The sequence below is a fragment of the Exiguobacterium sp. SH3S3 genome (assembly GCF_004337115.1).
GTDB classification, from domain to species: Bacteria; Bacillota; Bacilli; order Exiguobacteriales; family Exiguobacteriaceae; genus Exiguobacterium; species Exiguobacterium aurantiacum_A.
Genome location: NZ_SJUU01000006.1, coordinates 112,973 through 136,768, shown reverse-complemented (window position 1 = coordinate 136,768; position 23,796 = coordinate 112,973). Strand labels below are relative to the sequence as shown.

Sequence of the window (23,796 nt, the reverse complement as noted above, 5' to 3'; positions counted from 1 at the left end):
CTAAATGCCAAACAAGATCAGCGAGGTATAACCTTATGGCTTGATGCGTTGTGTAGTTTTCGAAACAGTCTCTTATTCTTCAGACTGAACAAATTCTCCGCCAAACGTCCATCCATTTTGTTTCAACATTTTTTCAAACTGTTCATTGAACCGGTTGATATCAATAGGCTTATTCTTTTTTCGATGCAAGACTACACCATCGATTAATAAGGAGGGTGACATCGACGGATTCGCTTCCCAGACGGGTTTCCATGCCGCGTCCTTTTCATATTCTCTCGATGGACGATCGCCGACCAACTGTTCCTCGGAAACCCCGAAACGAATCACATTTCGCTGCGCCGTTCGTAAAGAAACACCGTTTGCCCCTCCCCAATCGTCGGGGCCTACGCCATCATCCTCCCAAAAGCAGTTCGGACAAATCAAAAACGTTCCGGGCGGCTTTTCCTCCAGCGTTTTGTAACCACAACAGAGACACGTATATGTTTTCATTTGTACAGCTCCATTTCGTAAAAAATATGCAACAAGCAATGTAAAAACACTGCTTACTACTTCAAAACCGCTTGATTGAACCGTTCACATGATCGAGAAAGTGATACACATCGTCCGCATCATGCGCCAGTGCGAAGTTTCCGAAGATATGAGGATGATACTCTCCCATGAACGTTTCAAGTGTCTGTACAGATGTAGGGGATGAGAGGGACTGCCAAAACCCGCTTGCTTTCAGATTGCCGAGCTGGGGCAGCAGCTTGTCTTCAATCAACTTCTTCCAGTCGTCATCATGAAGCGTCAATCGATACACTTTCTCCCTCGGGCCGAACGTTCCTCCGAGACAGAACGTCAACTCGATTGGAAACACACCCTTTGTCACGTGGTGAAAGAACGTCTCATAATCCGCTGTGTCAATTGACTCAACGGATTCGATTGTCGTCCCTTGGAGTGTCAGTCCCTCACGGTAATAGCTCACCAGCAAATCCGTTTCATTTGAGAACGTGACGACGCCTTGGCGATGTTCGTCACGGGAAAGTGTCAGCCATGGTTCAATCTCCTCACGATTGCGAACAATCCCGGATGTGACAGACTCCTCTTCTAAGCGTTCAAACGAGAAACGATGTCTCTTTGGCAACAGTACCTTTGTTTTCCGCTCCACGCGTAACGGGAACTCTGCGTCGGCGAGATGTCGGTAAATTAGGCGATTTGCTTCTCCCTCTTTGAATGCATGGCTCGGTAAAATCAGCATCTCTGTCTGATGACAGAGGATTCGACAAAGTTTCAAGTCCGGCTCTTTCTCGTAGTCCGTAAAACATGTCGCGATGTCCGAGACGTCTAGCGTCACACGAGTGATTCGGTCTCTCTGTTTACACACCTCAATCGGATGCATCCAGACATACACCGTCTCAACGACCCCAGATGATGCGGCATCGACATAGACGTCTCGCGTGAACGGATGCAAGATGAGGTAACGTAGTATCGTTACATCGGTAAAACCCTTATCGATCTGTATGTCATCCGAATGAAATGAAAAGATGTCAGCATCTTGTCGACGAATCGAGCGATACACCTCATCAAGCCTTTGATCATAGACTTGGTCGAATTCATAACGGTCCACTTTCCATAACACCACATCGTTTGAACGTGATAAACTCTCCGTCTTTTGTTCAAATTTATTCGTGTGCACCGCCTGTTGACGCACAAATAAAGCCGTGGTCGCGTCAACTTCACGTAACCACGGACGTTTCAAATTCATCTTTTCCATCGCCTCCGGTACAAAAGATAACCGAGCGGGAGCCCCGCCAACAATGCGAGGCCAAGCATCCGATACGATTTCGACTCTGTCGTCTGAACGTCACCTGAACCACCAGTAAGGGCATCCTCCGCGGAACCTTGATCGTTTGAATGTGTCTCGACCAAGAGTTTCTGATACATCTCGAGCGTGATCGTGTCTCCGCCGATGAACCGTTTCGCATCGGTCGTCAAGGCGGTCAACGTCTCACCGTTTAGGTCAAACCAGGCATTCTCTTGAGCAGAATGGACGAGTGAGCCGGACACATCAGCTAAGGCAATGGCCAACTCGTCGCCATACCCGAACGTGGAGAAGGCGAAAATGCCCGGTTCTTGCTCCCACGTACCGATGACGTTTCTCGGCTCCCCATCTTGTAGGACGGCTGATACGTACTCCTTGCTCGAGACGAACGTACACATTTCGTCCAACGAATAACAGGATTGCGCGGCAATCAATACTTCATGGAGCGGACCGAACGAGACGGTGCGACTTTCCGTCAAGTGATAGTTACTCGGGTCGTCTCCTTCGATATGGTCGAGGACGATTGACTCGAAATGTTCTTCAGCGAAACGCTCCGCGGATCGTTCTGTCGGCGCCGCCGCTGCCGACGTAGCACCGAGCGTGAAGACCCCGGCTAAAGCGAATGTTGTGATCAGGCGGAACATGTTTCTTTCTCCTTTCAACCGACAGACATTTGTTTTAGGAATGACGCATCAATCCGAATCAGTTCCGCATGTGGATGTTTTTGGCGCTCGATGATTCGGCCAAACCGTTTTGAGGCGACGAATCGATTCGACTCGTGAATCGACGCCAGGCGCACGAGTGCGAGGCGCAACTGCTTACGACCGTCACTCATCCGAAGGTGATCGACTTTATTATCAGCATCTAGGCGATTGATGAACAGCTCGACTTTACACTCTTCCTTCACCAAATAGGATACCAGATAAGCGGCCTGTTGAATCAACTCTTCGTAACGGGCGTGGAGACCATTCCCGAGCGGACCGCTCAAGTCAAGCATCAATGTGAACGTATCGAGGTTTTGGCGCTCATATACTTTCGCCTGTAGCTTCCCTGTCTTGGCTGTAGCGACCCAGTCAATTTGTTTCACCGGCTCTTGCTCATATTGTTTTGAGCTTTGGATCATCAACGGGTCGTGGAGCGGTGAATGTTTGACGAGTCGATCCCCCATCCGCAACATGCGCGAGTCCAACCTGTTCCGTTTCGTGATGGACGGGAGGATGGTCCAAGATGGAAGCGTGAGCGCATGGTCCGTGACGAAGATGGTGCCGAGCCAAAACGGGAGCCTAAATTGAAGAATGCATTCTTCGACTTGAACGGGCCCGCGCTTTGTCGCATGGATTGGAAGCGAATAGGTCGATTCATCGCAAAGTTGAATGACACGCACGCGCTGATCCTCATCAAACGTCAAGCCGTGTCCCGTGACCAATCGCACCGACGTCGGAATCCCGAATTCTTCGAGACGCTCGACAGCTGTCACATCCATCCTTAGAGAGACACAATCATTCACGAACAACAACTGTTCTTTTTGATAGAAAGACAAACTCGTCGCCTCGACAATCGTTTTCGTCAACCATTTACGGATAACCATCAGTCCTAGAACGGCACCACATAGATAAGCGAGCGGCCAAACGTATGGGAACCAAACAAACAAGACAAGCATTCCGGTATAGGCCGACCATAGCTTATCGTCTAAGAAGGAAGGTGTGCTAACTTCGACCTGTCGCATCTTCACACCTTCTCGACCGGTACATCGACTCGTTCTAGTACATCAGCGAGGACTTCTCGTTTTGTCGATTTCACGTCCCCTTCGAGCGTGAGTGTCAATCGGTGTGATAGGACGTGTAGCGCGACGGCTTGGACATCTTCTGGGGTCACGAATTGACGATCCTCGATATAAGCGTAAGCTTGAGACGCCTTGACGAGGGCGAGCGTCGCGCGTGGACTGGCCCCGACTTCGACGAGCGGATGATTCCGTGTCTCTTGGATGAGGGCAAGTAGATATGTCACGACATCGTCATGAAGTCGGATTTCCTCGACTTCTTGTTGCGCTGTCAAGAACGCCTCGTTTGTCATGAGCGCATGGACGACGTGCCGAGTTTTTGAAATCGTCTGTAAAATCAATTGACGCTCCTCGCCCGCTTCGGGGTACCCGACTTGAAGAGACATCAAGAAGCGGTCGAGTTGTGCGTCTGGCAAGGCGAACGTCCCTGCCGACTCGATCGGGTTTTGCGTCGCGATGACGAAGAACGGTTCCGGCAGTTGATACGTGACCCCGCCGATCGAGACTTGACGCTCCTCCATCGCCTCGAGTAATGCCGACTGTGTCCTTGGTACGGCCCGGTTCACTTCATCAATCAACAAAATGTTGGTGAAGATTGGTCCCGTCCGATTTTCGAACGTCTGTGTTTGGATGTTAAAGAAATCTGATCCGATGATGTCTGACGGTAGTAAATCGGCCGTGAACTGGATTCGTGTGAACTCGGCCTCAAAGCTCTTCGCGATGCTTTTGGCGAGCAGCGTCTTCCCGGTACCCGGCACGTCTTCAAGCAGAATGTGCCCGTTCGCGAGTAACGCCGTGCAACAGAGGCGCGTGATTTCAGGTTTCCCGAGATAAATCTGGTCTAATTGTTCCAATACGCGTTTGATGGTCATGGGGTAGACTCCTTTTCTAAGCGAAGTAAATAGGCATCAAGCTGTTGTTTGAACGTTTGTTCACGTTGCGGGGTGATGGCGACTTTGTCATAACGAATCTCTAAATAGCTCAAAAGTGAGGCGTCGAGCTCGATGCGGCTCGCCCAGGCGGATAACGTCTCGAAAGGTCGTCGTCGTTGTTGCGACGGCAGCGCTTGTTCGAATAGAATCAGATGTTGCCGTAACGGAGAATCCGGCAGTGGATGAGCGGGGCGTTTTGCCTGTTCGAACATTTCGTCTGGATCTTGCTTTGAGTTGATCCTTTCGTCTGTCGGAACGGCTTCCCTCTCCTTTTCGTTGAAGCGACGTCTACGCCACATCCATATGCCAATCAAAAGAAGGATTGCGCTCAAAATGTAAGGTAACAGGGAAAGGCGATCGGAATCGCTTGTAGATGGTTTACCGTATGACGGAGACGAGTCATTCTCATCTTCCCTTGGTGTGCCGCCTTCATCATCTGATGGCCCAATAATCGCTCCTGCTTCAGAAATACCGGGCCCGGGATCTGCTTCACTACCATCTCCACACCAAATATCCGTATCGACAACCTCAATGAACCCAAACAACTTTCGCTTGTCGTGACAGTCCGTGACCCAACTCGTGATTTCACTCCCTGAGATATCCAACCCTTTGTAATACGTATAAGCGAGTTGACCAGAGAATGAAAAGAGAGCGACCAACATAAAGGAAATCAAGACTGCTGACACAAAAAGAAACTTGGCTTTTCTCATGCGATGATCCGTACATGCCTATTTAGATTGGACTGCATCTCATTCAACGGCTCCTTCCATTAGGTAATACCATTTAATCCTTTTTTTGGAAAATGGTTTTGAAAGAATTATAGCATATGGATTAATGGAATATTCAGTTTTTTAACAAAAAAAGTTGCTCGCTTATTGTACGAGCAACCAGACTTCTCCTGTATAAATATCATCCTCATCTTGAATCCGCTCGTGGAACCGATGCACCTCGACATCCGCTGAGGCTACGAGCTTTTGTTGAAACACATCATCTAAGGGCAAGGGCGTCCATGTCTGATCCGGTGAGTCACGTTTCATAAACACCTTCAATCGTGCATCATTTTCAAACACGAGGAGTTCGGACTGCCAAAGAGTCGGAAGGTCCAACAAGACGACGACCCGGTTCCGCTCCTCTTCTCGGAGACGCACGAGACGGGAGGCCCCCTCCATCATCGCCTCGATGACCGCATATTGAATCCGGCTGTTCTCCTGTACCGATAGTAAGAACGGTTGATCGATTGGGATTTTGTTGTGCCAATACCCGTCGTGAAACGTCGTCGGGAACGAATGGGTCTGTTCGTCGACATACATGCGCAACCGTTTCAGTCTTCGTCTGACACCGCGTACTTTCGCCCGTCTCCTCAAGACGTTGTCCCTAGTACAGCGTCGATTTGCCGCTGGTGATGTCGGTCATGTTCGATGAACTCGGTGACGATATAGGCAATCGTATACGGGACACCTTGATGCGGGCAATGAGTCGCTCCGTTCGCCGTCGTCTGCGAAGTCAGCGTCTCTTGACTAAGTGACGTTAGCGCTTCTACGAGCGAACTCCGACTCGTTTTGGCTAATTGGAGCACGTTTTCTCCCGAGAGACGTTTTGCTTTTTGGGTCGCTCGCGCGTTAAACGAGTCGAACTCAGGGAAGATCATCCCTTCCCCGTCCTTGACGGCCGGGATGATGACGCTCAACAGATGGTTGTCCCAATGGGCGATGTGAAGTACGATCGTTTTGATTGACCATTTGTTGGTCGAAATCGAGCTCTCCCACGTCGTTTCATCCAATTCCGTTAGCGTGTTAAGCCATTTTGTATAGGATGCAAACTCGTCGATGACGTTTGAAGTGTTCGTCATGAAAGTGTCCTCCTTCGGTTATAAGCTAAGAAAATTGTATCATGTTCCGGCCGCCCAGCTCTGAGCTTCGTCAATCAAGGAATGCTTGGTGGGGGTGATTGAGCCTCACTTATGCATCCAAAGGGATAGACCTCTTCTTATTGGTTTGAGGAGTCATCCCGTCGATTGAAATTGAACCGTAAGTTACCGCCACGCCTTGTGGTGACGGGACCATAGAAAGAGGGAACGTATCCAACCAGTCCGCTGATGTCGGAAACGTATCAGGTGCCCAATCGAGCTCAAGTTCGTGCCCGGCAAGCGCGTACGAGAATGGCATGTGGCGATACACGTCAACGAGCAGTCGTTCGATTTTCTGTGTGAACACGGGTCTCGATGCAGGGTGTGAAACGACATCATTCCACTTTATATCGATGAGAATCCCGACATAGGTGTCCATCTCTTGAAGGGACACGGTCATCGTCATGTCCACGTCTCCAAAATAGTTGCTTTGTAAATGGATAGATCCGTAATGCCCGATCTGAGCAAAGTCGGTATCTGTCGTTGTCGTCCAACTAGTGCCTGCCTCATCCTGACTGTATGTCACGTTTATGATTTCGCCACCGCTACTTAACAGTTCCGCACATACATTTTGAGCAAGTTCAGGTAACAGATAATGGCTCGGATAAGCCATCCCGATGGAAATGAATCCGCCTGCTTGATCCATTCAAACACCCCCTTTGTTTCATCATACAAAAAAGCGGCACCGTATACACGGTACCGCCCCATCTTATAGCCAGACTGGTAAAGAAAAGAAAACCAAGAACAATACGGTCAAGACACCGACGACCGGACTGAGCGAGCGATAGCCCTTCTTGAACAAGACGATCATCGTATAGGCGATGAAGCCGAGCCCGATGCCATCGACGATGGAGTACGTGAACGGGATCATGATAATGACGAGGATCGCCGGGAAGGCCTGCTCCCAATTGTCGAGTGGCAGATGCTTCACGTTCTGGAACATCATCATACCGATGATGATCAAGACCGGCGCGATCGCCGTCACCGGAATGATCGCGAACAGCGGCAACAGCAAGAGCGAGACGACGTAAAGACCTGACGTCACGAACGACGAGATGCCGCCGCGTGCGCCGACCGAGATGCCGGCCGCGACCTCGACCGTCGAGACGGTCGGGCTCGAGCCGAACATGGCACCGGCCATCGTCGACAACCCTTGGGCGATCAAACCTTTCGGGGCTTGATCGTCCTTGCCGATCGCCCGCGTCTGATTCTGGATCAGGCTGATGTTCTCGATCAACAAGACGAGCGTCAACACGCCGACCGCGATCAGGAAGATCGGTGATGTCGATTGCGCGAACGACACGTTGCCGAACACGGTCCCGAACGACTCGAAGAACGGTGTGAGCGCGAACTCACCTGTCCAGTCGAGCGTGCCCGTGACAGCGCTCAAACCGACACCGAACGCGATCGTCCAGAGGAAGCTGCTCGGTCCCATCTTCAAGAACAAAAGAATCGCAACGAATAGCGTCAGGAACGCGACCTGCACCGGTCGCTCCCCAAGGTCTCCGATGTGGAGCAGTGCCCCACCACCGCCCGAGACGATCCCTGCCGCTTCGAGCCCGATCAAGATGAGGAACAGGCCGAGTCCGACCGTCAGTCCGTCATGAATAATCGGCGGGAACGCGTTCGCGAGTTTCCTCGCCACTTTCGTCACCGTCATGAGGACGACAAGCGCCCCCGAGACGAGCGAGACGGCGAGCGCACTCTGCCAGCTCAGTCCCATCTGCAGGACGAGCGTGTACGTGAACAACGCATTGATGCCCATACCAGGTAGGAGCAACAACGGTAAGTTGAACAGTCCCGCGATGAACGTCCCGATGATGCTTGTCAAAATCGCTCCGACGAGCGCTCCCTCGAACGGGAGTCCGGCTTGTGTCAAGATTGCCGCATGTACGGCCGGGATGTATGCTGTCGCCAGAAAGTTCAGCACGCCCCCGTATGTTTCTGTTTTCCATTCTGTTTGTTTTGCCATAGGAATCAATCCTTTGTTGGCACCCTCACCCACCCATGTGGTTACACACGAGACTCATTATATCCTGTCTGACTTCAGACATGCAACACTATCGTAGTTCAATTCCACCTTTGGACCCAGTGTTGAGACGACTCCATCTAAAGGTTCATTTTATTAAATAAGAACAAACGTTCCTGTTTTTAGCATCTATTTTAGCGGGAATCTGCTATAATAAAGAGGCAGGTTAACGCAGCAATAGTGGGATCAGCCGTCAATTCCGCAATGGAGGAAGGCGGTGGTGCGGATGGAACAACTGTGGAATTGGGTCGGCGATTATGTAATCGTCCCGATTCTCGCTCCGATCATTGTTCACTTGGTAATCCACCAATCATCCGATCGTGCAAAATCTGAACGCACAAAAAAATGACCCCCTCGGCGCAATGAGATGGGTCACTTTCTGATTCACTAACCATTGTGGCGGCTGGGCCACTTTTGAAGTGGTAGCCTGTAAGCCAGAGGCCGGTGTATCGAGCACCGGTCTCTTTCTACTTGCATCATACCATATCTGTTCCCGGTTTTCAGTATTAGAAACACGAAAACGATGAATTTGACGTGACGAACACCGGGTGATTTAACCCGGTGTTTTCATATCTTCTTCTACCGTGTAGCGGGAGAACCATTTCAACATGGCATCCGCCTCTTGTTTCGGGATATCCTCGATCATTTCATTCGATAAGACACCACGAGTCGAGAACAGGACGTTGCATACATCGAAACGGCGCTGAAGCGGCGTTTGTGTCACTTGGACCTGTTCGATCCGCGGCTTGTCCGTCAAAAATGAGTGGACGTTGAACGCACCGGTCCGGAGCTCGACGAAGCGACCGTTCCGAGCGTAGCGCGTCGTCATATAGCTCAACAGGCGGCCGCCGATGATGATGGCCCACAACAGGACGAGCCACCAGGCGTAATCGCGGAAGAAATAGAGGACGACACCACTGATGATGAGACCGAACCAACTGATCCGCATCAGCTTGATCCAAAGCGACCGTGTCGGTAAACGATGGAGCGTGTCGGCCCATATGAACTGGTTGAAGTGCTCGTTCAGCACGGCCATCGCCTTGTCCCGTTTGACGAACGGGAGGATGGTCGATGACTCGTCTTTCAACTCGTCCATCGTGCCCGCAGCGACGAGCTCGACGCCGACGATGTTGAACCAGCGCCGGATGAACGTCTCTTTGATGCGGATCGCTTGAATCTTCTCGTACGGGATCTCTTTCGCCGAGCGGTTCAAGAGCCCTTTCTCGACACGGATCCGGTCGCCTCTTCGTTCGAGTTGGAAGTTCCCATATTTCAAGAAGTTGATGACCATGCCGATGATGACAGACAGGAACAAGACAGTAAGGACAAGCACGCCGATGGCGATGATCGAGGCGCTGATGACCCACTCCCCGACTTGGTCGAACGTCCCATCAAGGTTGATGAAGTCATCGATCGAGGACACGACCGTCGAGGCGACCGGGAAGATGGCGAATACCGACAGCGACGTCAGCGAGGCGATGATGATCTCGCGGGTCGAGATGGCATACAACAAACGGCTCGCCGGTTTTTCAATCGCCACCGGTGCAGATGTCGTGTCTGTCTTCTCTTCCACGGGTAAGTCCGTTTCAGTCTTCCGATGACGGACCTGGTCGAGGATGTCCTCGAGCCGCTTCGCCTCGTTCGGGAAGACGCCGGCCAGTTTGAACGAGGCGTCGTCGCTGTTCGCGTTCGTGTCGAACGTCAACTCGACGACACTGAGCAGACGGTAAAGGAACGGACTGTTCGAATGGACGCTTTGGATCTTATAGAGCGGGAGCGACTTCTCTTTTTTGATCCAGTTCCCGTCGATGATATACATCGTCTTGTCGTCCAAGGCGTAACGGAAATTGCGCCAGCCGAAGAACTTTTGGATCACGTCGAGCAAGAGGAAGAGCAAAATCCCGACGCGCAAGATGATGCCGAACGTCGAGCTCCAATCGTTATTGATCACAAATAGCAGTACGAGCGGGATGATAAATGACTTGATGACCTCTAATACACGTAACAGTAAAACGCGAGTCGGTAGACGATGCCAGGTGAGCGTCGCTTCCGTCATACGACATCCTCCTCCTCGATGCGGGCATAGACTGCGATCTGTTCACGGAGCGTCTTCGCGAACGACTCCTCGATCGCATAGATCTCATGCGACCCGGCCGCAGTGCCGATCGTGATCGTCTGCAGGCCGTACTTCCGGAGCAGCGGTCCTTGTTGGGCGTGGACGTACTGTACTTTCGTCATCGGGATCAACACGTCGTGTGTCGTGATGATGCCGTGGTGCAGACGAATCTCGAGCGGTCGCACGTCATACGTGAAGCGTTCTTGCTTCCACTTTTGGAAGACGACGATGTCGATCACGCTATAGATGAGATCGATGGCGAGCAAGCCATACATCGTATATTGAAGCCATGTCGGCCAGTCGAAATAGAGCGAGGCGACGACGAGACCGCCGGTGATGACGAGCCCGATCAAGTAAAAGATGGCGCTAGACAACCGGAACACGGTCCGTGCTTCGATCGGTAGTTTACCGCTGAGTGATGCTGGTACTGTTTCTATGTCTGACATTGGTATTTCCCCCTATCCGTTCGGACGCTTGTCCGTCTCTCTTTTAGTATACGTCGTTTATTTGAAAAAAGTTTCATTCCGCTACAGGGAAGGTGTTCGAGTGCGCCCGAACGGTCCTTACTCATTCGTGCAGTCTAACTAAAAGTCTTCTTGGAAATGTTCGATGTATCTTGAGTGTCCCAAAATTTTGTGGGATGCACATAAAGCTCCTCAGCTTAGCTTAATTTAATTGAGAACAAATAACATTCATCCGTTTATATGCTGATAAAGACTTTTGAGTTGTTCGCTTATATAGGTGCGCGCAGCGGTATCGTAATAGCGCCAGTGCATACGCATATATAATGAATTAAAAAAAGAAGCGTCCTAAATTTTTATTAGGAAGAATTATCGTCATTCTTATCTGCCAGGCGAAGCTCATCTAGGTCACTGAGCACTACATGTGTCCACTGCTAGAGATTTAATGAGTTGTCTTTCTCGTACATAGATTCAATAATAAAAATCAATCGCTCCTTGGCTAATTAATAAATCGATTTCATGTTCTTTGGAATATGAAAAATCTAGATGAAGTGCAGTATGTAACGAAATATAGGAATTCATCAACGTAGTCCTCTTAATCATGATGCGAGCTTCTCTTTATTCTAAATGAACCTTTAGATGAACGACACTCGATAAAAATATCCCATCCAAGGTTTCATCATATCTATAAAACATCGCACAATGCACCATCAATCAAGCGTCGGCAAAACGAAGAATCGCTTCTTTTCTTTAAATGTCAGAACCTCCTCATGACTCTCACCGCTTGCTTTCCACAAAATACGGAGCGTATAGTCACTATCTGAATTCGGTTCAGATCCTAAAAATACAAATTCGTAGTAACTATTTTGCCGCATGTCAATTGGCTCACTTAAAAAGTCTCCAGTCAGTTGAGTGTCATTTTCATAAAAAGACAAGTCGACAATCTCTCCGTCCAATTCGTCCCACGTCAATTCGCCCGCCCATGTCTCCTTTAAAGAATGTGACACGGTATAAATCGCGTTAAACTTTTCATCTTCAGAACTCGCAACGAGCTTTGGCGGGAGTGTCAGTGAAAAGCCCACCCATATCACTAAAAAGAGGCCAATCATTCCTAGTTCAACTTTCAGTTTCTTCACTCCGTCTCCTCATTTTAACTGATTACCTTTATTCCGTTCGGTAGTCACTTTCCACATTCCTTTTTATCCGGCAAAAAAGCCAAGTCGCATGAGCGGCTTGGCATGTACGTGAAACGTTTAGTCTTCAAAGAACCACTTCTTGCGCGGTTCCACTTTCAAATTGTCGCTATGCTTCTTCATCTCGGTGATGAGGTAGCGTTCGAGTTCGTTCATCGCCTTGACCCAGTTCGTCATCGCCGCGACGAGCGGGACGACGGTCAAGATGAGTTCTTCCTCTTCGTCGCGCATCTTCTCGATCATCAGCTTGGCGAAGTCGAAGTTCTCATGGATCAAGTCTTCCTCGCGGTCGATGATGTGTTCGTTCTCGAGCTCATATGCCGAGAACAAACGCTCATGCCGACGCAGCAAGTGCCGCATATGGCGCAACAGTTCTTCCTCGAGTTGTGGCGGCAGATGTTCGACCGTCAAATAATCGTCGTACAACTTGTCGAGCACGTGGATGGCGGCACTGTTCGTGTCGATCATCTTCGACTTGAGGACGGCCCGACGGTAGATCGGCGTCTTCTTCTCGAGCCAGCGGTTGGCTTTGATCTCTTCTTCGAAGTAATCATACGTCGTCTTCGAACCGCGATGTTTCTTTTTCGTCTCGTCGAGCGATTCGAACGACGAGCGGCCGCCTTCCGTCTCGGAGAACAAGCGGGCAATCCGGACCGCCATTTGAAAGACGGTCGTGATCTCGTCTTCGAGCTTCCGTTCATAGCGCGGTGGGAACAACAACGCGTTGACGAGCAGCGCGACGGTGATCCCCATCATGATGAGCAAGTAACGTTCGCCGGCGAACATAAAGATCGACAGGTCGGACTGGCTCGCCCCTTCCATGATCAAGATCGTCGTCAAGATGACGGTCCGCGTCGTCGACTCGAGGTTCAAGAAGAGCAGGATCGAGATGGCGATGATGATGACGACGCCGATCGCGATCGGTGTCGGGTTCGGTGTCAGCATCAACGAGAACACGGCCAGTAAGGCGCCGATCAAGTTCCCTTTCATCTCCTCTAAAAGCCGGACACCCGTCTGATACACCGACGGCAGCAAGGCGAGCGAGGCCGCGAGTGCAGGGACGACGATTTGTTCAAATTGAAACGCTTCGGCAATAAGTAACACCAGGGCGACAGAAATCCCAGTTTTGATCGTTCTAGCTCCAAATCTCATGCGTTCTCGACACCGGAGTGTCTTCCCCCTTTGTACACGTCATGCAATTTTTTTAGCCGACTTCGGCGTGCGTGAAACATTTGCCCTTCGAACCGGTCGAAGTCAGGTCATTTTGCCCGATTCGAGAGCGCTTCCGTGGTATGATGGCGTTGGATATTTTCTTTAATCTTGATGGGGAGGGGTTTACTTGTCAACCATTGCTTTATTTGGAGGAAGCGGCCGCACGGGGATGCGGATGCTTGAACGATTACTGGAGGACGGACATCACGTCCGCCTATTAACGAGACGACCGCTTCAACCGAGGGACGGTCTTGACGTCATCATCGGCGACGCCACCGACCAGGAAGCCGTCATTGAAACGATACAACGTGCTGACGTCGTCATGTCAGCGCTCGGCACCGACAAACAAAACGTCTTGTCGCGCTTCACCCCGCTCGTCATCGCGGCGATGCAACAGGCAGGACTCAAACGCATCTTGATCGTCGGAACAGCCGGCATTTTACGGGCACACGACTCGGACAACTATCGCTTCGAGACGCGTGAGTCGAAACGGTCGATGACGACCGCAGCCGAAGACCACGCCCGAGCCTATGAGCTGTTCGAAGCCTCCGACCTCGACTACACGATCGTCTGTCCGACGCAATTGATCGAAGGCGAATCTGTCGGTGAGATCGTCATCACGGCCGACGTGTTGGGCACGTTGAACTCAGGACCGATTGCACGGGATGACGTCGCCGAGCTCATGCTTCGCGCCTGGAAAGACAGAACATACATCAGACACCGCGTCGGGATCACGACGGAATCATGATTAGGGGATGGGGATTATGAGCGAACAACGCATGCGCCTGGCGCAATTGACCGACGTATTTGAAACAGAAGACGAGACCGAGTCGGCCCGGCTCGCCCGGACCGCACTCCGGAAAGTGACGCGTGACGAGATTTGGATTGCCGTCTGCGGTCACTTCTCGGCCGGTAAATCGACGCTGCTCAACAACTGGCTCGGCGACGGGGTATTGCCGACGAGCCCGATTCCGACGAGCGCGAACATCGTCACGCTCCGTAATGGTGACGCAAGTGCCTCGGTCGCCGTCAATGACACGGACTGGATCCGACTCGGGACCGACGAGCTCGAACATTTGGGCGACTACTGCAAAATCGAAGAGATCAAAGAAGTCGAATACGCGCTACCGCGCTTCCCGTTCGGAAGTGATGTCGTCTTGATGGACACACCAGGTATCGACTCGACCGATGAGCGTCACCGCCAAGCGACGGAACGGTCGCTCTTCCTCGCCGACCATTTGTTCTTCATGATGGACTACAATCACGTCCAATCAGAACAGAACATCCAGTTGATGAAACAGTTCAGCGCCGAAGCCCGCCCCTACTCGATCATCATCAATCAGATCGACAAGCACGATGAGACGGAACTTCCGTTTGATGCGTTCAAACGCTCGCTCGAGACGGCGTTTATGCGTCATACCATCAATCCGGACGATATGTTCTACATCTCGCTCCGCGAGCTCGACCACCCGGAGAACGAGGTCGTCCGGCTCCGGACCCACGTCCAAGCCGTCATCGAGACGGCCCGAGAGCAGAGTGAGGCGCGAGCAAATCTCCTCGTCGACACGTTGCTCGACCGATCTGTACGGTCAATCGAGACAGCGCTCGAACAGCTTCCAGTCGTCGAGAAGCAGACGGCGGAGATCCAATCCCGGCTCCAGCGACTCGAGAAGAAATCGACGTGGCTGCAGTCGTTCCGTCGTGAGTTCTTTAAACACCAGTCCCCGATTGTCGCCAGTGCGCCGATCATGAACTATGAGTTCCGTGAACTGTTGCGGGATTATCTGGAGAGTTGTGCACCTGAGTTCAAAGTCGGCCTGTTCTTCTCAAAAGAAAAGACGCGCCAGGAACGTGTGCGGCGTGAAGACGTCGCCGCCAAAGAGTTTAACCGATTGATTGATACGAACTTGCGGCCCCACTTGATCAAATACGCCGAGGACATCGTCCGTGACTTGAAGCTGCCAGAAGCGATCTTGTCTCGTCCCGACACATTGCCGTCCGCACCGAAGACGCTCATCAGCGAGCAAGTGAAGGCCGGGGCGTCACTCAGTGGCGACACGGTCCTCCAGTTCAGCCGTGACATCGAGTCGGCCCTCGCCGCTTGGGTGACGAAAGTGTCCGACCCGTGGGTCACCTCGGTCGAGGCGTATCTCGAGGCTGAAGGAAAAAACCGAATTGACCAAATCAAGGCCGAGCAAGACGACTTATATGACATGCTCGATACGCTGGCGCTTCAACGCCGGCTTACTGAAAAGCAAGCGCTGCTCTCTACTTACGCCGCACGTGATATCTCGGAAGAACGGTTGGGCGACCTCGAGACCCGCCATTACGTAGAGGCCGGCCAGTTACCGAAAAAACAAGTCGAACACCAGCAACAAGAAGTTGCGTCGACCTCGCTTTTGGGCGATGATGTAACAGCTTTTTCATTTGATTTTTCGTATGAATATGCGGTATGTGAAATATTAGAGAAACATCCGTTATTCAAGTCACGCGTGAAGTCGTTGCGTCATAAGTTGGCCCGGGCCGAGTCCGAGCGTTACACGCTCGCCATCTTTGGTGCGTTCTCGTCCGGAAAGTCGTCGACGCTGAACGCGTTGCTCGGCGAAACGGTGCTCCCGACGTCGCCGAACCCGTTGACGGCCTCGATCACAAAGATCGTGCCCCCGAACGGTCAAGCCCATAAGAGCGCCTCGATCACGTTCAAGACACGGGACGAGCTCGAGGCGGAACTGAACGGCTACGGCGCTTCACTTGAAGCGCTCAGCATCGACCACCCGTTCGTCAACGCCGTCAAAAACGCTCCCCTGTCCTATCTCGGCAGTGAGCAGTCGGTCGACTACGACACGTTCTGCTCGTTCGTCACCGAGGAAGAGAAGAGTTGCATCGTCAAGGAGATCGAGCTATATGTCGACTCCCCTTGGGCCGAGCGCGGGATCATCTTCGTCGACACGCCGGGCGCCGACTCCCAGTTCAACCGCCACAGCGAGGTACAGTTCGGCTATATGCGCGACGCCGATGCCGTCCTGTTCGTGACGTACTACAACCACGCCTTCACCGAGACCGACCGCGAGCTCGTCATCCAGCTCGGGCGGGTCCAAGGGACGGGCGGCCATGACATGTTCTTCCTCGTCAACGCGTCCGATTTGGCGACCGATGACGCGGAACGCGATGCCGTGACCGATTACGTGTCGAACCAGTTGACGAAGCTCGGCGTCCGCAATCCGACCGTCCTGCCGATCTCAAGCCGGAACGCCATCCAAGGCAGAAACAATGGTTTCGACCGCTTCTCGGCCAAACTCGAACAGTTCGTCGACCGTGACCTGCGCCAAGCGAACGCCGTCCGCATCAAAGACGAGACGAGCGCTCTCGTCACCGCGTTCGAAGACGTCTTACGCGAAGCCGAAGCCGATGCGACTGTCAAAGAAACACATCGCACACAACTCGAACAGTTGCGTGAGTCCGACAACCGATTGAGCGTCACGACGCTCGTCGACCCGTTCACGCGCGAAGTGAACGAACTGCTCGCCCACCTCGAGACGCGCTCCCTCTTCCGGCTCTCGGACTTCGTCAAGGAGACGTTCCATCCGGTCGAAGTCGACGGCTCGAAGGCGAGTCTCGAGCGCGCCCTGACACGCACGCTCGACAAGTACGCCTACGACATCCACCAAGAGCTGCAAGTGTTCCAATATCGGCTCGAGCGCTTCTTGAAGCAAGAGACAGAACGGTTGATCGAGCGTGAGACGCTCAAACTGCGCCCCGTCTTGCCGACGTTATCGTACGAGGAAGACATCGACATCGACTGGCTCCGCGACGCCGTCGATCCGGTCACGTTCGAAGCGGACCCGTTCCGTCCCGTGTTGAAGCACTATAAGAACGCGAATCAATTCTTCGAAGCCGACGGTCGGACGAAGCTGCGCGACGACTTGAGCGCGCGCTTAAAAGCCGCCGTCCGGGAACAGCTCGAAGCAGTCGGTGCCGCTCAAGCCGAACGGACCGCTTCGCACTTACAATTGCTCGAGACGACGCTCAGCACTGTTTGGAACCGTGAAGTGAACGACCTCGTCGCCGGTGAGCTGAGCGTACTGACGGACGGGCAGTCGTTCGATGACATGAAACAGCGCCTCGATGCGCTCAGAAAGGATTGAACGCATGGGTTCATTACTGCTCGTCGGCCTGATCCCGGCCGTCATCATGACGGTCGCACTAGGTTTGTTTATCCGCCATCTGTATCTCAATAAAGAATCATAAAACAAGCCTCGAGCGCGCGCTCGAGGCTTGTTTTTATACATCTGCCGGATAACGGACGTCGATGCGGCGCCGGATATCGGTCATGACGTCAGCAAGCAACTGCATGTCGTCAAATGAGTGGATCTCGGTCTCCCTCTCGCCTGCTAGAATCATAAGCACGAACGCTTCAATCTCGTACTTCATGTGTGTCGTCTGTTCCGTGGCGAGTTCCTCGGTCGTCCCGTCGCGGCCTTCGAACGTCAAGCGGTCGAGTGAGGCGATATCGTCGATGACGATGCGGCCCGCTTCCCCGATGATTTCAGACGGTGCGTCCGTGCCGTGAATCTTCGAATGGAGCACGATGATGTCCATGCCGTCATACGACAAGATGGCCGAACCACTCCCGTCGACGCCCGACTCGAGTTTGACGGCGTTCGCTTGCACGGCGTCCGGTCGACCGAACAGTTTCAAGGCGGGACCGAGGCAATAGACGCCGAGGTCCATCAGCGAACCATTAGAGAAAGCGGGATTGAACGTATTCGGGTTGTCCCCGCGCTTATACAAGTCGTAGCGCGACGAGTATTGCGATTTGTTCAAGATGACACGCCGGACGGGACCGATGCGAGGCAGCGCTTGACGCAATATTTGGAAGTTCGGCATGAACATGTTGCGGAGTGCCTCAAGGAGGACGATGTCGTGCTCGCGCGCCGTCTCGAGCATCAGTTTGACCTCGTCGACGTTCGAGGCGAACGGTTTCTCACAGAGGACGTGCTTGCCGTGCCGCATGAACAGGATACTCTGCTCGGCATGGAGCGAGTTCGGACTTGCGATATAGACCGCGTCGATGACGTCGCTCATCGCCATATCGTCAAGCGATGTGAACGTATGGACGATCCCATACTCGTTTGCGAACTCGGTCGCCCGCTCCGCTGTCCGTGAATAGACGGCCGCAACGGTCGCACCTTCGACTTCGTGGACGGCTTCTAAAAATGAATGGGTGATAAAGTTCGTGCCGATGATACCGAATCGAATCATAAGGATGTACCTCGTTTCTTTAGTGGGTGATAATTTTATGTAGGATGATTTCGTCATGGAGCGGGATGCCGTGCTCGCCGATCATTGGAATCGACGATTTTTGTAGGCGGGCCTCATCAACCGCACCAGGGATGATTCGTTCGAGGCGCCAACCCCGCTTTTGATAAAAAGCAAGCGCCTTCAGGTTGTCGTTCGTCGTGATGAGCGACATACGCTTGAGTCGATGAAGCCGGGCCAAGCGCTCCACTTCATCGAGTAGTGACGACCCGATGCCGCGGTTTTCTCGTAAACTATCGAGCGAGATGATTTCAAGTTCCTCTTCTCTAATGACATACGTGATCAGCCCGATGATTGTCGCTTCTTCCATCGCGACGAAACCGTCGAGCGTAGCGCAGTCATACGTCCCGGTCGAGATGACCATTTGAGGTGATCCCCACTCAGCGATAAAGACGTCACGCACCGGCTCACGCAGCGTCGGAATAATAGGTCGAATCATTGTCACTCCGCCCCCTGAACGGAAGGCTGCTTCGGTGCGCTCGCTTCCGTATAGATCCGAAACTGTTTAAACTGATCGTCGTAAATGAGCCGAATCGCCCAAGCAAAGCCTTTCACGTACAAGGAGTACAGCCATGACGATGGGATGAGCGTGAGGCGAATCGTCACGTCCGTCCCATTCGGTGTCTCGGTCAACACATAAGTCGATGTCGATATTCCCTGATTCGTCATCGCTAGCACTTCACACTCATAAGGGCGATTCACATACGTCAATTCGGATTCGACCCGAATCTCTTTCTTCTCGAACTGTTGGACCGAGATGAACCGTTTCCCCGTCACGAGCGATGCGTCCCCATCCTCATAAATGTTTTCAATCAAATGGTCGTTCCATTTGACGATATGTTCATCTTCTGCGAGGCAGGCGAAGACATGGTCGATCGGGGCTTGAATGGTCATCTGATAAGTCGCGATTTCAGTAGGTTGTTTCATTGTTCCTCCTCGTGGACTGGTCTATGTTCTCCTAAAGAAGATTAACCACTCAATCCCTTTAGCGTTCGTCTCGTCCAAATGTGTGGCCGGCACGACGAAGTCTTCGTAATGTTCAGACTCGACAGCCAGCCCCGTCAGCCAGTGATGAAGCGTCGCTTCAGACAATGTGATGGTGACGTCATGATGCTCCACTTGAAGCGAAGACAAGTCTCCATACTGAAGCACAAGCCGTTTTTGGATTGAACCAAAACCGGACGTGATTGAGGTCGTCTCAAACGTTTCGATGGAACCATCTTTACATCGGCTCAATTGACGATGAATGTCCATCCGCTTAGAGGCAGGGAAAAATAAATAGGCGATGGATTGTGTATGGCGAACAAGTTCGAACATAATACCCCTTCCTAGCGTAACTGATACTTTCGCTTGTATGTTTCTAAAGTCTCTTTGCCGAGATTGAAACCGAGTAATGCGGCAGTTGCCTTTTGCTTCCATGTTGCCGGATTGAACCCTTCCGGCATCAGAATTCCCTGGAGACCATGATGTTGAACCTGATCCAAACCTTGACGAACGATTGACTTTCCTCGTACAGGGTCGCGCCTGTACATTGAAAAGAAATCGTCTCGTGTCACACTGCTTCACCCTCGATTGTCTGCTCTGAAACCTATTTTGTAGGAGTTCGTATACAAAACTTATAGATATCTTACCTTAGGAGCGTGAGCAAAACATGATTCAGTTGTTACTTATCGGAACGACACATTTGAATATGCCGGACAACGGGGATGTATTGATGCCGGAAGCGTCCGATATCCTCAGTCCGACCCGCCAACAGGAGCTAGACGATTTCGTAGCCCAATGTTCTTGCTTCAAACCGACTACCGTTTGTCTCGAAGTCGCAACCACTGATCAACACTCGTTGAGTCAACGCTATCAATCGTATGTGGCAGACCCTCGCACAGCGACCGAAGATGAGCGCGAGCAAATCGGGTTCCGGCTAGCCAAACTGTGCGACTTGTCATTCGTTCAAGCCGTTGATTGGAACGAGACGATTGACGGTGACAGCCTCGGCGACGTGATGGACACTCATCCGGTCGAGATGGAGGCAATCATCGCGACACAACGCGTACTCATGCATAGCGTGGAGACTGCTTTCCGTCTTCGCTCGATTACTGATTTTTATGCGTATATAAACCAGAGAGAAGTCACGGATGTCATGCATCAAGCCTATACAGACATTGCTGCTATCGGACCGACTGGCTCGCGTTGGGTCGAATCGTATTGGAACGAACGCAACCAGCGCATCTATGAAAACGTGAGGCGTGCCGCGAAGACGGGTGACCGCATCGTGCTATTGTATGGCCTAGCACACGTCCATTTGTTGAGAAAGTTTTTTGAGACGGACGACGACTTTCTCGTCCGTACACTCAATGCCATCCTTACTTAATACTTTTACTGTTCCCTTCGTTCGATACTACGGGCCAACGCCTCAATTCGTTCCCGTGAGATGCCTTCTCGCTGCTCTACGGCGAGCGGGTGGTCGGTCGGCTCTAATTCGATGAACGGCCGCATCCCGACCTCTCGGATATGGACATTCGTCTTCAAATTGATTGTATCCGGATAATCGGGCAAGTCTGTCGAGAACCAGCCGAACATCGGTTCAAGTCCGACACGAGCCGGGTCTTCCCACGCATCAAGCATCCGAAAGAAGTTATCAGCGCTGAGCGATACCCAGACGTTCCAAGTGAAGACGTCGTCCTCTCCGATAATCGGGAGTTCGAGGCAACCATTCACAAAGAAATGTTCCTCGTCTAGGACGCAGATGTCGTCGGTCAAAAAGACACGCCGCTTCATGTCTTTCTTTGAGAAATCCTCGATATAGGTCGGCATGAGTGAGCCATATCCGAGCGGTGTGTCAATCTGCGTCTGGCAGACCGAGCAGGCACACTGCGCGCTATGCTTGCGCTTCTGTTTGAAACGGTTCATCATTCTATGCGTTCTCCTTTAAAAAAAACAAATACAATTGCGGTATGTGAAATAAAATCATTCTGCTTCTTCGATGGCTTCTAGGACGGTCTCGGGATCATATTCCATCCCTTTCAAGTCACTAGGCCAGTCCAACCCGCATAACAACCCGTCCTCTGACATATTCGGCAACCAGGCCGCAATAAATAAATCGAGCGGTAACTCAATCACATGATAGTTGTCCCATTCCTCTACTCTGCAAGAAAGTGCACGTTCACGAGTCGAAAAGAAAAGTAACACGTCTGTCTCCTCAATGACCGAGGGCGCATATGCCCAACCGTCATTCGCTTCTGCCGACAACCCGAACACCGTCTCGCTTTCATTGACACGTTCACAGAACGTCTCAATCACGTCCAACTCCAATCGCGTCACCTCGACGAACGCCTCGATTGAATCAGCCACTCGTTCGAGTTCATCCGTCTCGTGCCACCAGACATAAATCGTCTCGACGTCTGAAGTCAAAAAACCAAGTTCGTCCCCGCTCCCGTTCGCAGCGACCGTTATAAAGTGTTCAGGCAACCCGCGCTCGTCCCTGTTCGCACGGATGATATCGTCCCACGTTTTGTTGAAGAAGCGTTCGTCTTTAATCGGATAGAAGAACCATTCCCCGACCTCGAATTTATTATCATGTCGCCACGCCTCCCGAAGTTCGTTCGGCAAACGACTCCCGAGCTCTTTTTCGACCGCTTCGATTGTCTCTAACGTAAATCCTGGAAGATTTGTTTCGATTCGCATTGCAATCCCTCATTTCGTCATTCAATAACATGAGTATACTTTTTTTGGCGAAAAGAGGGAATGCGTTTTTCGTGGTTTGCTTTGGTGTTTTAACGCTTCAAACACGAAGAAACGTTACATCCGTTCCGTTGATTTGAAGAAATCCGCCAGTACATCCGCGCAGGTCACCTGTCACCCGTCCGCATCGAATCGGCTTCTCCCGACGACCGAACGTCCAACGGTACAGTTCGCCGCCCGTCACGAAATAAGCTATCTCGTCGACAATCGTCATCGCCTCGCTATCACAGATTATCTTTGGTGTCCGATAGGCGACGATGCGTCCGTTACGGTCAATCTGTGTCAATTCGCGTTCGAGCGACGGGAAGAACCAGACACCTGATTCGGTCGTGACGAGGTGCTCACAGTCGACGATAATCGGGGCTTTACGCGTGTCGTGGTTATAGCGAAACAAGACGTACCCGCTTCTTGAGAAACAGACGAGCGCCTCGGTCGATATCCCCTCGCCAAAGATTCCCTCATCTCCATAGCCGACCCAAATACCCGACTCATCGACGACGATGGACGCGATAAACGTACCGGCGTGAAAACTTGTCTCGATGGAACCGTCCGCTCGAACGACCCAGGCGTTTGGTCGCAAGTTATCGCGTGTGAAGTCGACAAGCACAAATGTGGTTTCATCCATCACGCGAATGAACGGATCTGTCAATGCGAGTGCGAGTTTTATTTCTTCGCCTCGCCACGTCACGATGGCAGCGTCGTCTGCTTGATGCAGCGTGATGATTGTCCCGCCCCACAAGTCGGCATCAAGTAACCGGTTATGTGATCCGCTCATCGTCATCGCGTTTCACTCCTTTTTGTTTGGCTGACTTAAACCATTTTTTCAGCAACTGAATCCCAATCCATAAAATGACAATGATCCAGGCAGCCTCACAGGCACTCGTGAATAGGATGAAAGCCAGTCGCCCGACGTCTTCAAGCTCACGAAAACCAAACTGTGGAATCTCCCAACTGATAAAAACTTGATAATAACCGACCAACCCAAAAACAAACGGAAACATCGACCAGAAAAACGGATTTATTCGCTTAGGCAAATGCAGCTCCACGTAATCCCCTCCAAATTAAAGTGATTCCCACTACATCCTCGAGCTGAACTTCCGTCTCTGAAACGGGTAACAACGTAATCAACTGTTCTTTCGTCATTTTTATTCCCCTTTCCAACTTCATCTATTTTATCGCAAGGATGATTCCGAATTATATACATAAAATGAGAGATCACATTGACACTGTTCATGCTTAGTGTAAAATTACACTTGTAACTAATTGTAAATAAAACACCTAGAAAAGGGTTAATGCTTTCAAGCAAAGA

The 23,796-nt window shown here is 51.7% G+C and carries 25 protein-coding genes and 1 pseudogene; 4 read left to right on the top strand and 22 right to left on the bottom strand.

Annotated features, from left to right (window positions below; all coding sequences use genetic code 11):
• Nucleotides 1-240: 240 nt before the first annotated feature.
• From EVJ28_RS14285 to EVJ28_RS07620, 14 genes and pseudogenes are all read right to left on the bottom strand, one after another.
• A pseudogene (locus EVJ28_RS14285) lies at nucleotides 241-489 on the bottom strand (CPCC family cysteine-rich protein); the annotation flags it as partial.
• 61 nt (nucleotides 490-550) lie between these two features.
• A complete protein-coding gene (locus tag EVJ28_RS07680; protein WP_145963154.1) occupies nucleotides 551-1,753 on the bottom strand; it encodes a hypothetical protein in 1,203 nt (400 codons plus the stop codon).
• The gene (locus EVJ28_RS07675) at nucleotides 1,741-2,445 is read right to left on the bottom strand and encodes a hypothetical protein (RefSeq protein ID WP_131488562.1); all 705 of its coding nucleotides are present in this window, start codon (nucleotides 2,443-2,445) and stop codon (nucleotides 1,741-1,743) included. Before EVJ28_RS07675 ends, EVJ28_RS07680 begins: the two co-directional genes overlap by 13 nt.
• 14 nt (nucleotides 2,446-2,459) lie before the next feature.
• A complete protein-coding gene (locus tag EVJ28_RS07670) occupies nucleotides 2,460-3,527 on the bottom strand; it encodes a DUF58 domain-containing protein (protein ID WP_236634089.1) in 1,068 nt (355 codons plus the stop codon).
• 2 nt (nucleotides 3,528-3,529) lie between these two features.
• On the bottom strand, nucleotides 3,530-4,453 hold the full coding sequence (locus EVJ28_RS07665; RefSeq protein ID WP_016508724.1) for an AAA family ATPase: 924 nt from the start codon (nucleotides 4,451-4,453) through the stop codon (nucleotides 3,530-3,532).
• Nucleotides 4,450-5,223, bottom strand: coding sequence for a hypothetical protein (locus EVJ28_RS07660; protein ID WP_236634088.1), 774 nt, complete (start codon nucleotides 5,221-5,223; stop codon nucleotides 4,450-4,452). The genes EVJ28_RS07665 and EVJ28_RS07660 overlap by 4 nt, the downstream gene beginning before the upstream one ends.
• A 162-nt stretch (nucleotides 5,224-5,385) precedes the next feature.
• Nucleotides 5,386-5,877, bottom strand: coding sequence for a DUF3916 domain-containing protein (locus EVJ28_RS07655; protein WP_131488560.1), 492 nt, complete (start codon nucleotides 5,875-5,877; stop codon nucleotides 5,386-5,388).
• Nucleotides 5,874-6,362: a DinB family protein gene (locus EVJ28_RS07650; protein WP_016508708.1), complete on the bottom strand. Its 489-nt coding sequence runs from the start codon at nucleotides 6,360-6,362 to the stop codon at nucleotides 5,874-5,876. Before EVJ28_RS07650 ends, EVJ28_RS07655 begins: the two co-directional genes overlap by 4 nt.
• Nucleotides 6,363-6,471: 109 nt before the next feature.
• Nucleotides 6,472-7,065: an Imm64 family immunity protein gene (locus EVJ28_RS07645; RefSeq protein WP_070327266.1), complete on the bottom strand. Its 594-nt coding sequence runs from the start codon at nucleotides 7,063-7,065 to the stop codon at nucleotides 6,472-6,474.
• 63 nt (nucleotides 7,066-7,128) lie between these two features.
• The gene (locus EVJ28_RS07640) at nucleotides 7,129-8,391 is read right to left on the bottom strand and encodes an NCS2 family permease (protein WP_016508713.1); all 1,263 of its coding nucleotides are present in this window, start codon (nucleotides 8,389-8,391) and stop codon (nucleotides 7,129-7,131) included.
• Between the two features lie 610 nt (nucleotides 8,392-9,001).
• A complete protein-coding gene (locus EVJ28_RS07635) occupies nucleotides 9,002-10,504 on the bottom strand; it encodes a PH domain-containing protein (RefSeq protein ID WP_131470522.1) in 1,503 nt (500 codons plus the stop codon).
• Nucleotides 10,501-11,010 (bottom strand): PH domain-containing protein, encoded by a 510-nt coding sequence (locus tag EVJ28_RS07630; RefSeq protein WP_070327268.1) that lies wholly within the window; start codon nucleotides 11,008-11,010, stop codon nucleotides 10,501-10,503. Before EVJ28_RS07630 ends, EVJ28_RS07635 begins: the two co-directional genes overlap by 4 nt.
• A gap of 725 nt (nucleotides 11,011-11,735) precedes the next feature.
• Nucleotides 11,736-12,161, bottom strand: coding sequence for a hypothetical protein (locus EVJ28_RS07625; protein WP_070327269.1), 426 nt, complete (start codon nucleotides 12,159-12,161; stop codon nucleotides 11,736-11,738).
• Between the two features lie 117 nt (nucleotides 12,162-12,278).
• Nucleotides 12,279-13,370, bottom strand: coding sequence for an FUSC family protein (locus EVJ28_RS07620; protein WP_070327270.1), 1,092 nt, complete (start codon nucleotides 13,368-13,370; stop codon nucleotides 12,279-12,281).
• Between the two features lie 187 nt (nucleotides 13,371-13,557).
• On the opposite strand from EVJ28_RS07620, the gene EVJ28_RS07615 reads away from it, so the two are divergent.
• The 3 genes from EVJ28_RS07615 to EVJ28_RS14355 are packed head-to-tail and all read left to right on the top strand — an operon-like array spanning nucleotide 13,558 to nucleotide 17,678.
• Nucleotides 13,558-14,178, top strand: coding sequence for an NAD(P)-dependent oxidoreductase (locus EVJ28_RS07615; protein ID WP_131470525.1), 621 nt, complete (start codon nucleotides 13,558-13,560; stop codon nucleotides 14,176-14,178).
• A 16-nt stretch (nucleotides 14,179-14,194) separates the two neighbouring features.
• Nucleotides 14,195-17,575 (top strand): dynamin family protein, encoded by a 3,381-nt coding sequence (locus tag EVJ28_RS07610; RefSeq protein ID WP_236634087.1) that lies wholly within the window; start codon nucleotides 14,195-14,197, stop codon nucleotides 17,573-17,575.
• Nucleotides 17,556-17,678 carry a hypothetical protein gene (locus tag EVJ28_RS14355; protein WP_016508707.1) on the top strand — a complete coding sequence of 41 codons (123 nt, stop codon included), beginning with the start codon at nucleotides 17,556-17,558 and terminating at the stop codon, nucleotides 17,676-17,678. Before EVJ28_RS07610 ends, EVJ28_RS14355 begins: the two co-directional genes overlap by 20 nt.
• A 33-nt stretch (nucleotides 17,679-17,711) precedes the next feature.
• Here EVJ28_RS14355 and EVJ28_RS07605 read toward each other — a convergent pair whose 3' ends face one another.
• The 4 genes from EVJ28_RS07605 to EVJ28_RS07590 are packed head-to-tail and all read right to left on the bottom strand — an operon-like array spanning nucleotide 17,712 to nucleotide 20,066.
• Complete coding sequence (locus EVJ28_RS07605) at nucleotides 17,712-18,692, bottom strand: Gfo/Idh/MocA family protein (RefSeq protein ID WP_131488556.1); 981 nt, start codon at nucleotides 18,690-18,692, stop codon at nucleotides 17,712-17,714.
• 19 nt (nucleotides 18,693-18,711) lie between these two features.
• Nucleotides 18,712-19,188, bottom strand: a complete 477-nt coding sequence (locus EVJ28_RS07600) for a GNAT family N-acetyltransferase (RefSeq protein WP_131470531.1) — start codon at nucleotides 19,186-19,188, stop codon at nucleotides 18,712-18,714.
• A 2-nt stretch (nucleotides 19,189-19,190) separates the two neighbouring features.
• Nucleotides 19,191-19,676, bottom strand: coding sequence for an SRPBCC family protein (locus EVJ28_RS07595; protein ID WP_131488554.1), 486 nt, complete (start codon nucleotides 19,674-19,676; stop codon nucleotides 19,191-19,193).
• 21 nt (nucleotides 19,677-19,697) lie between these two features.
• A complete protein-coding gene (locus EVJ28_RS07590) occupies nucleotides 19,698-20,066 on the bottom strand; it encodes a hypothetical protein (protein WP_131488552.1) in 369 nt (122 codons plus the stop codon).
• A gap of 334 nt (nucleotides 20,067-20,400) precedes the next feature.
• Here EVJ28_RS07590 and EVJ28_RS07585 point away from each other — a divergent pair, with 334 nt between their 5' ends.
• Nucleotides 20,401-21,117, top strand: coding sequence for a DUF5694 domain-containing protein (locus EVJ28_RS07585; RefSeq protein ID WP_131457675.1), 717 nt, complete (start codon nucleotides 20,401-20,403; stop codon nucleotides 21,115-21,117).
• 5 nt (nucleotides 21,118-21,122) lie between these two features.
• On the opposite strand, the gene EVJ28_RS07580 is transcribed toward EVJ28_RS07585, so the two are convergent.
• The 4 genes from EVJ28_RS07580 to EVJ28_RS07565 all read right to left on the bottom strand — a co-directional run bounded on the left by EVJ28_RS07580 (nucleotide 21,123) and on the right by EVJ28_RS07565 (nucleotide 23,533).
• Nucleotides 21,123-21,659: a DUF2199 domain-containing protein gene (locus EVJ28_RS07580; RefSeq protein WP_131470535.1), complete on the bottom strand. Its 537-nt coding sequence runs from the start codon at nucleotides 21,657-21,659 to the stop codon at nucleotides 21,123-21,125.
• Nucleotides 21,660-21,713: 54 nt separating this feature from the next.
• Nucleotides 21,714-22,430, bottom strand: a complete 717-nt coding sequence (locus EVJ28_RS07575) for a DUF2750 domain-containing protein (RefSeq protein WP_131468104.1) — start codon at nucleotides 22,428-22,430, stop codon at nucleotides 21,714-21,716.
• A gap of 97 nt (nucleotides 22,431-22,527) precedes the next feature.
• Nucleotides 22,528-23,268, bottom strand: coding sequence for a hypothetical protein (locus EVJ28_RS07570; protein ID WP_131468102.1), 741 nt, complete (start codon nucleotides 23,266-23,268; stop codon nucleotides 22,528-22,530).
• Nucleotides 23,246-23,533 (bottom strand): hypothetical protein, encoded by a 288-nt coding sequence (locus EVJ28_RS07565; protein WP_131468100.1) that lies wholly within the window; start codon nucleotides 23,531-23,533, stop codon nucleotides 23,246-23,248. Before EVJ28_RS07565 ends, EVJ28_RS07570 begins: the two co-directional genes overlap by 23 nt.
• Between the last annotated feature and the right edge of the window lie 263 nt (nucleotides 23,534-23,796).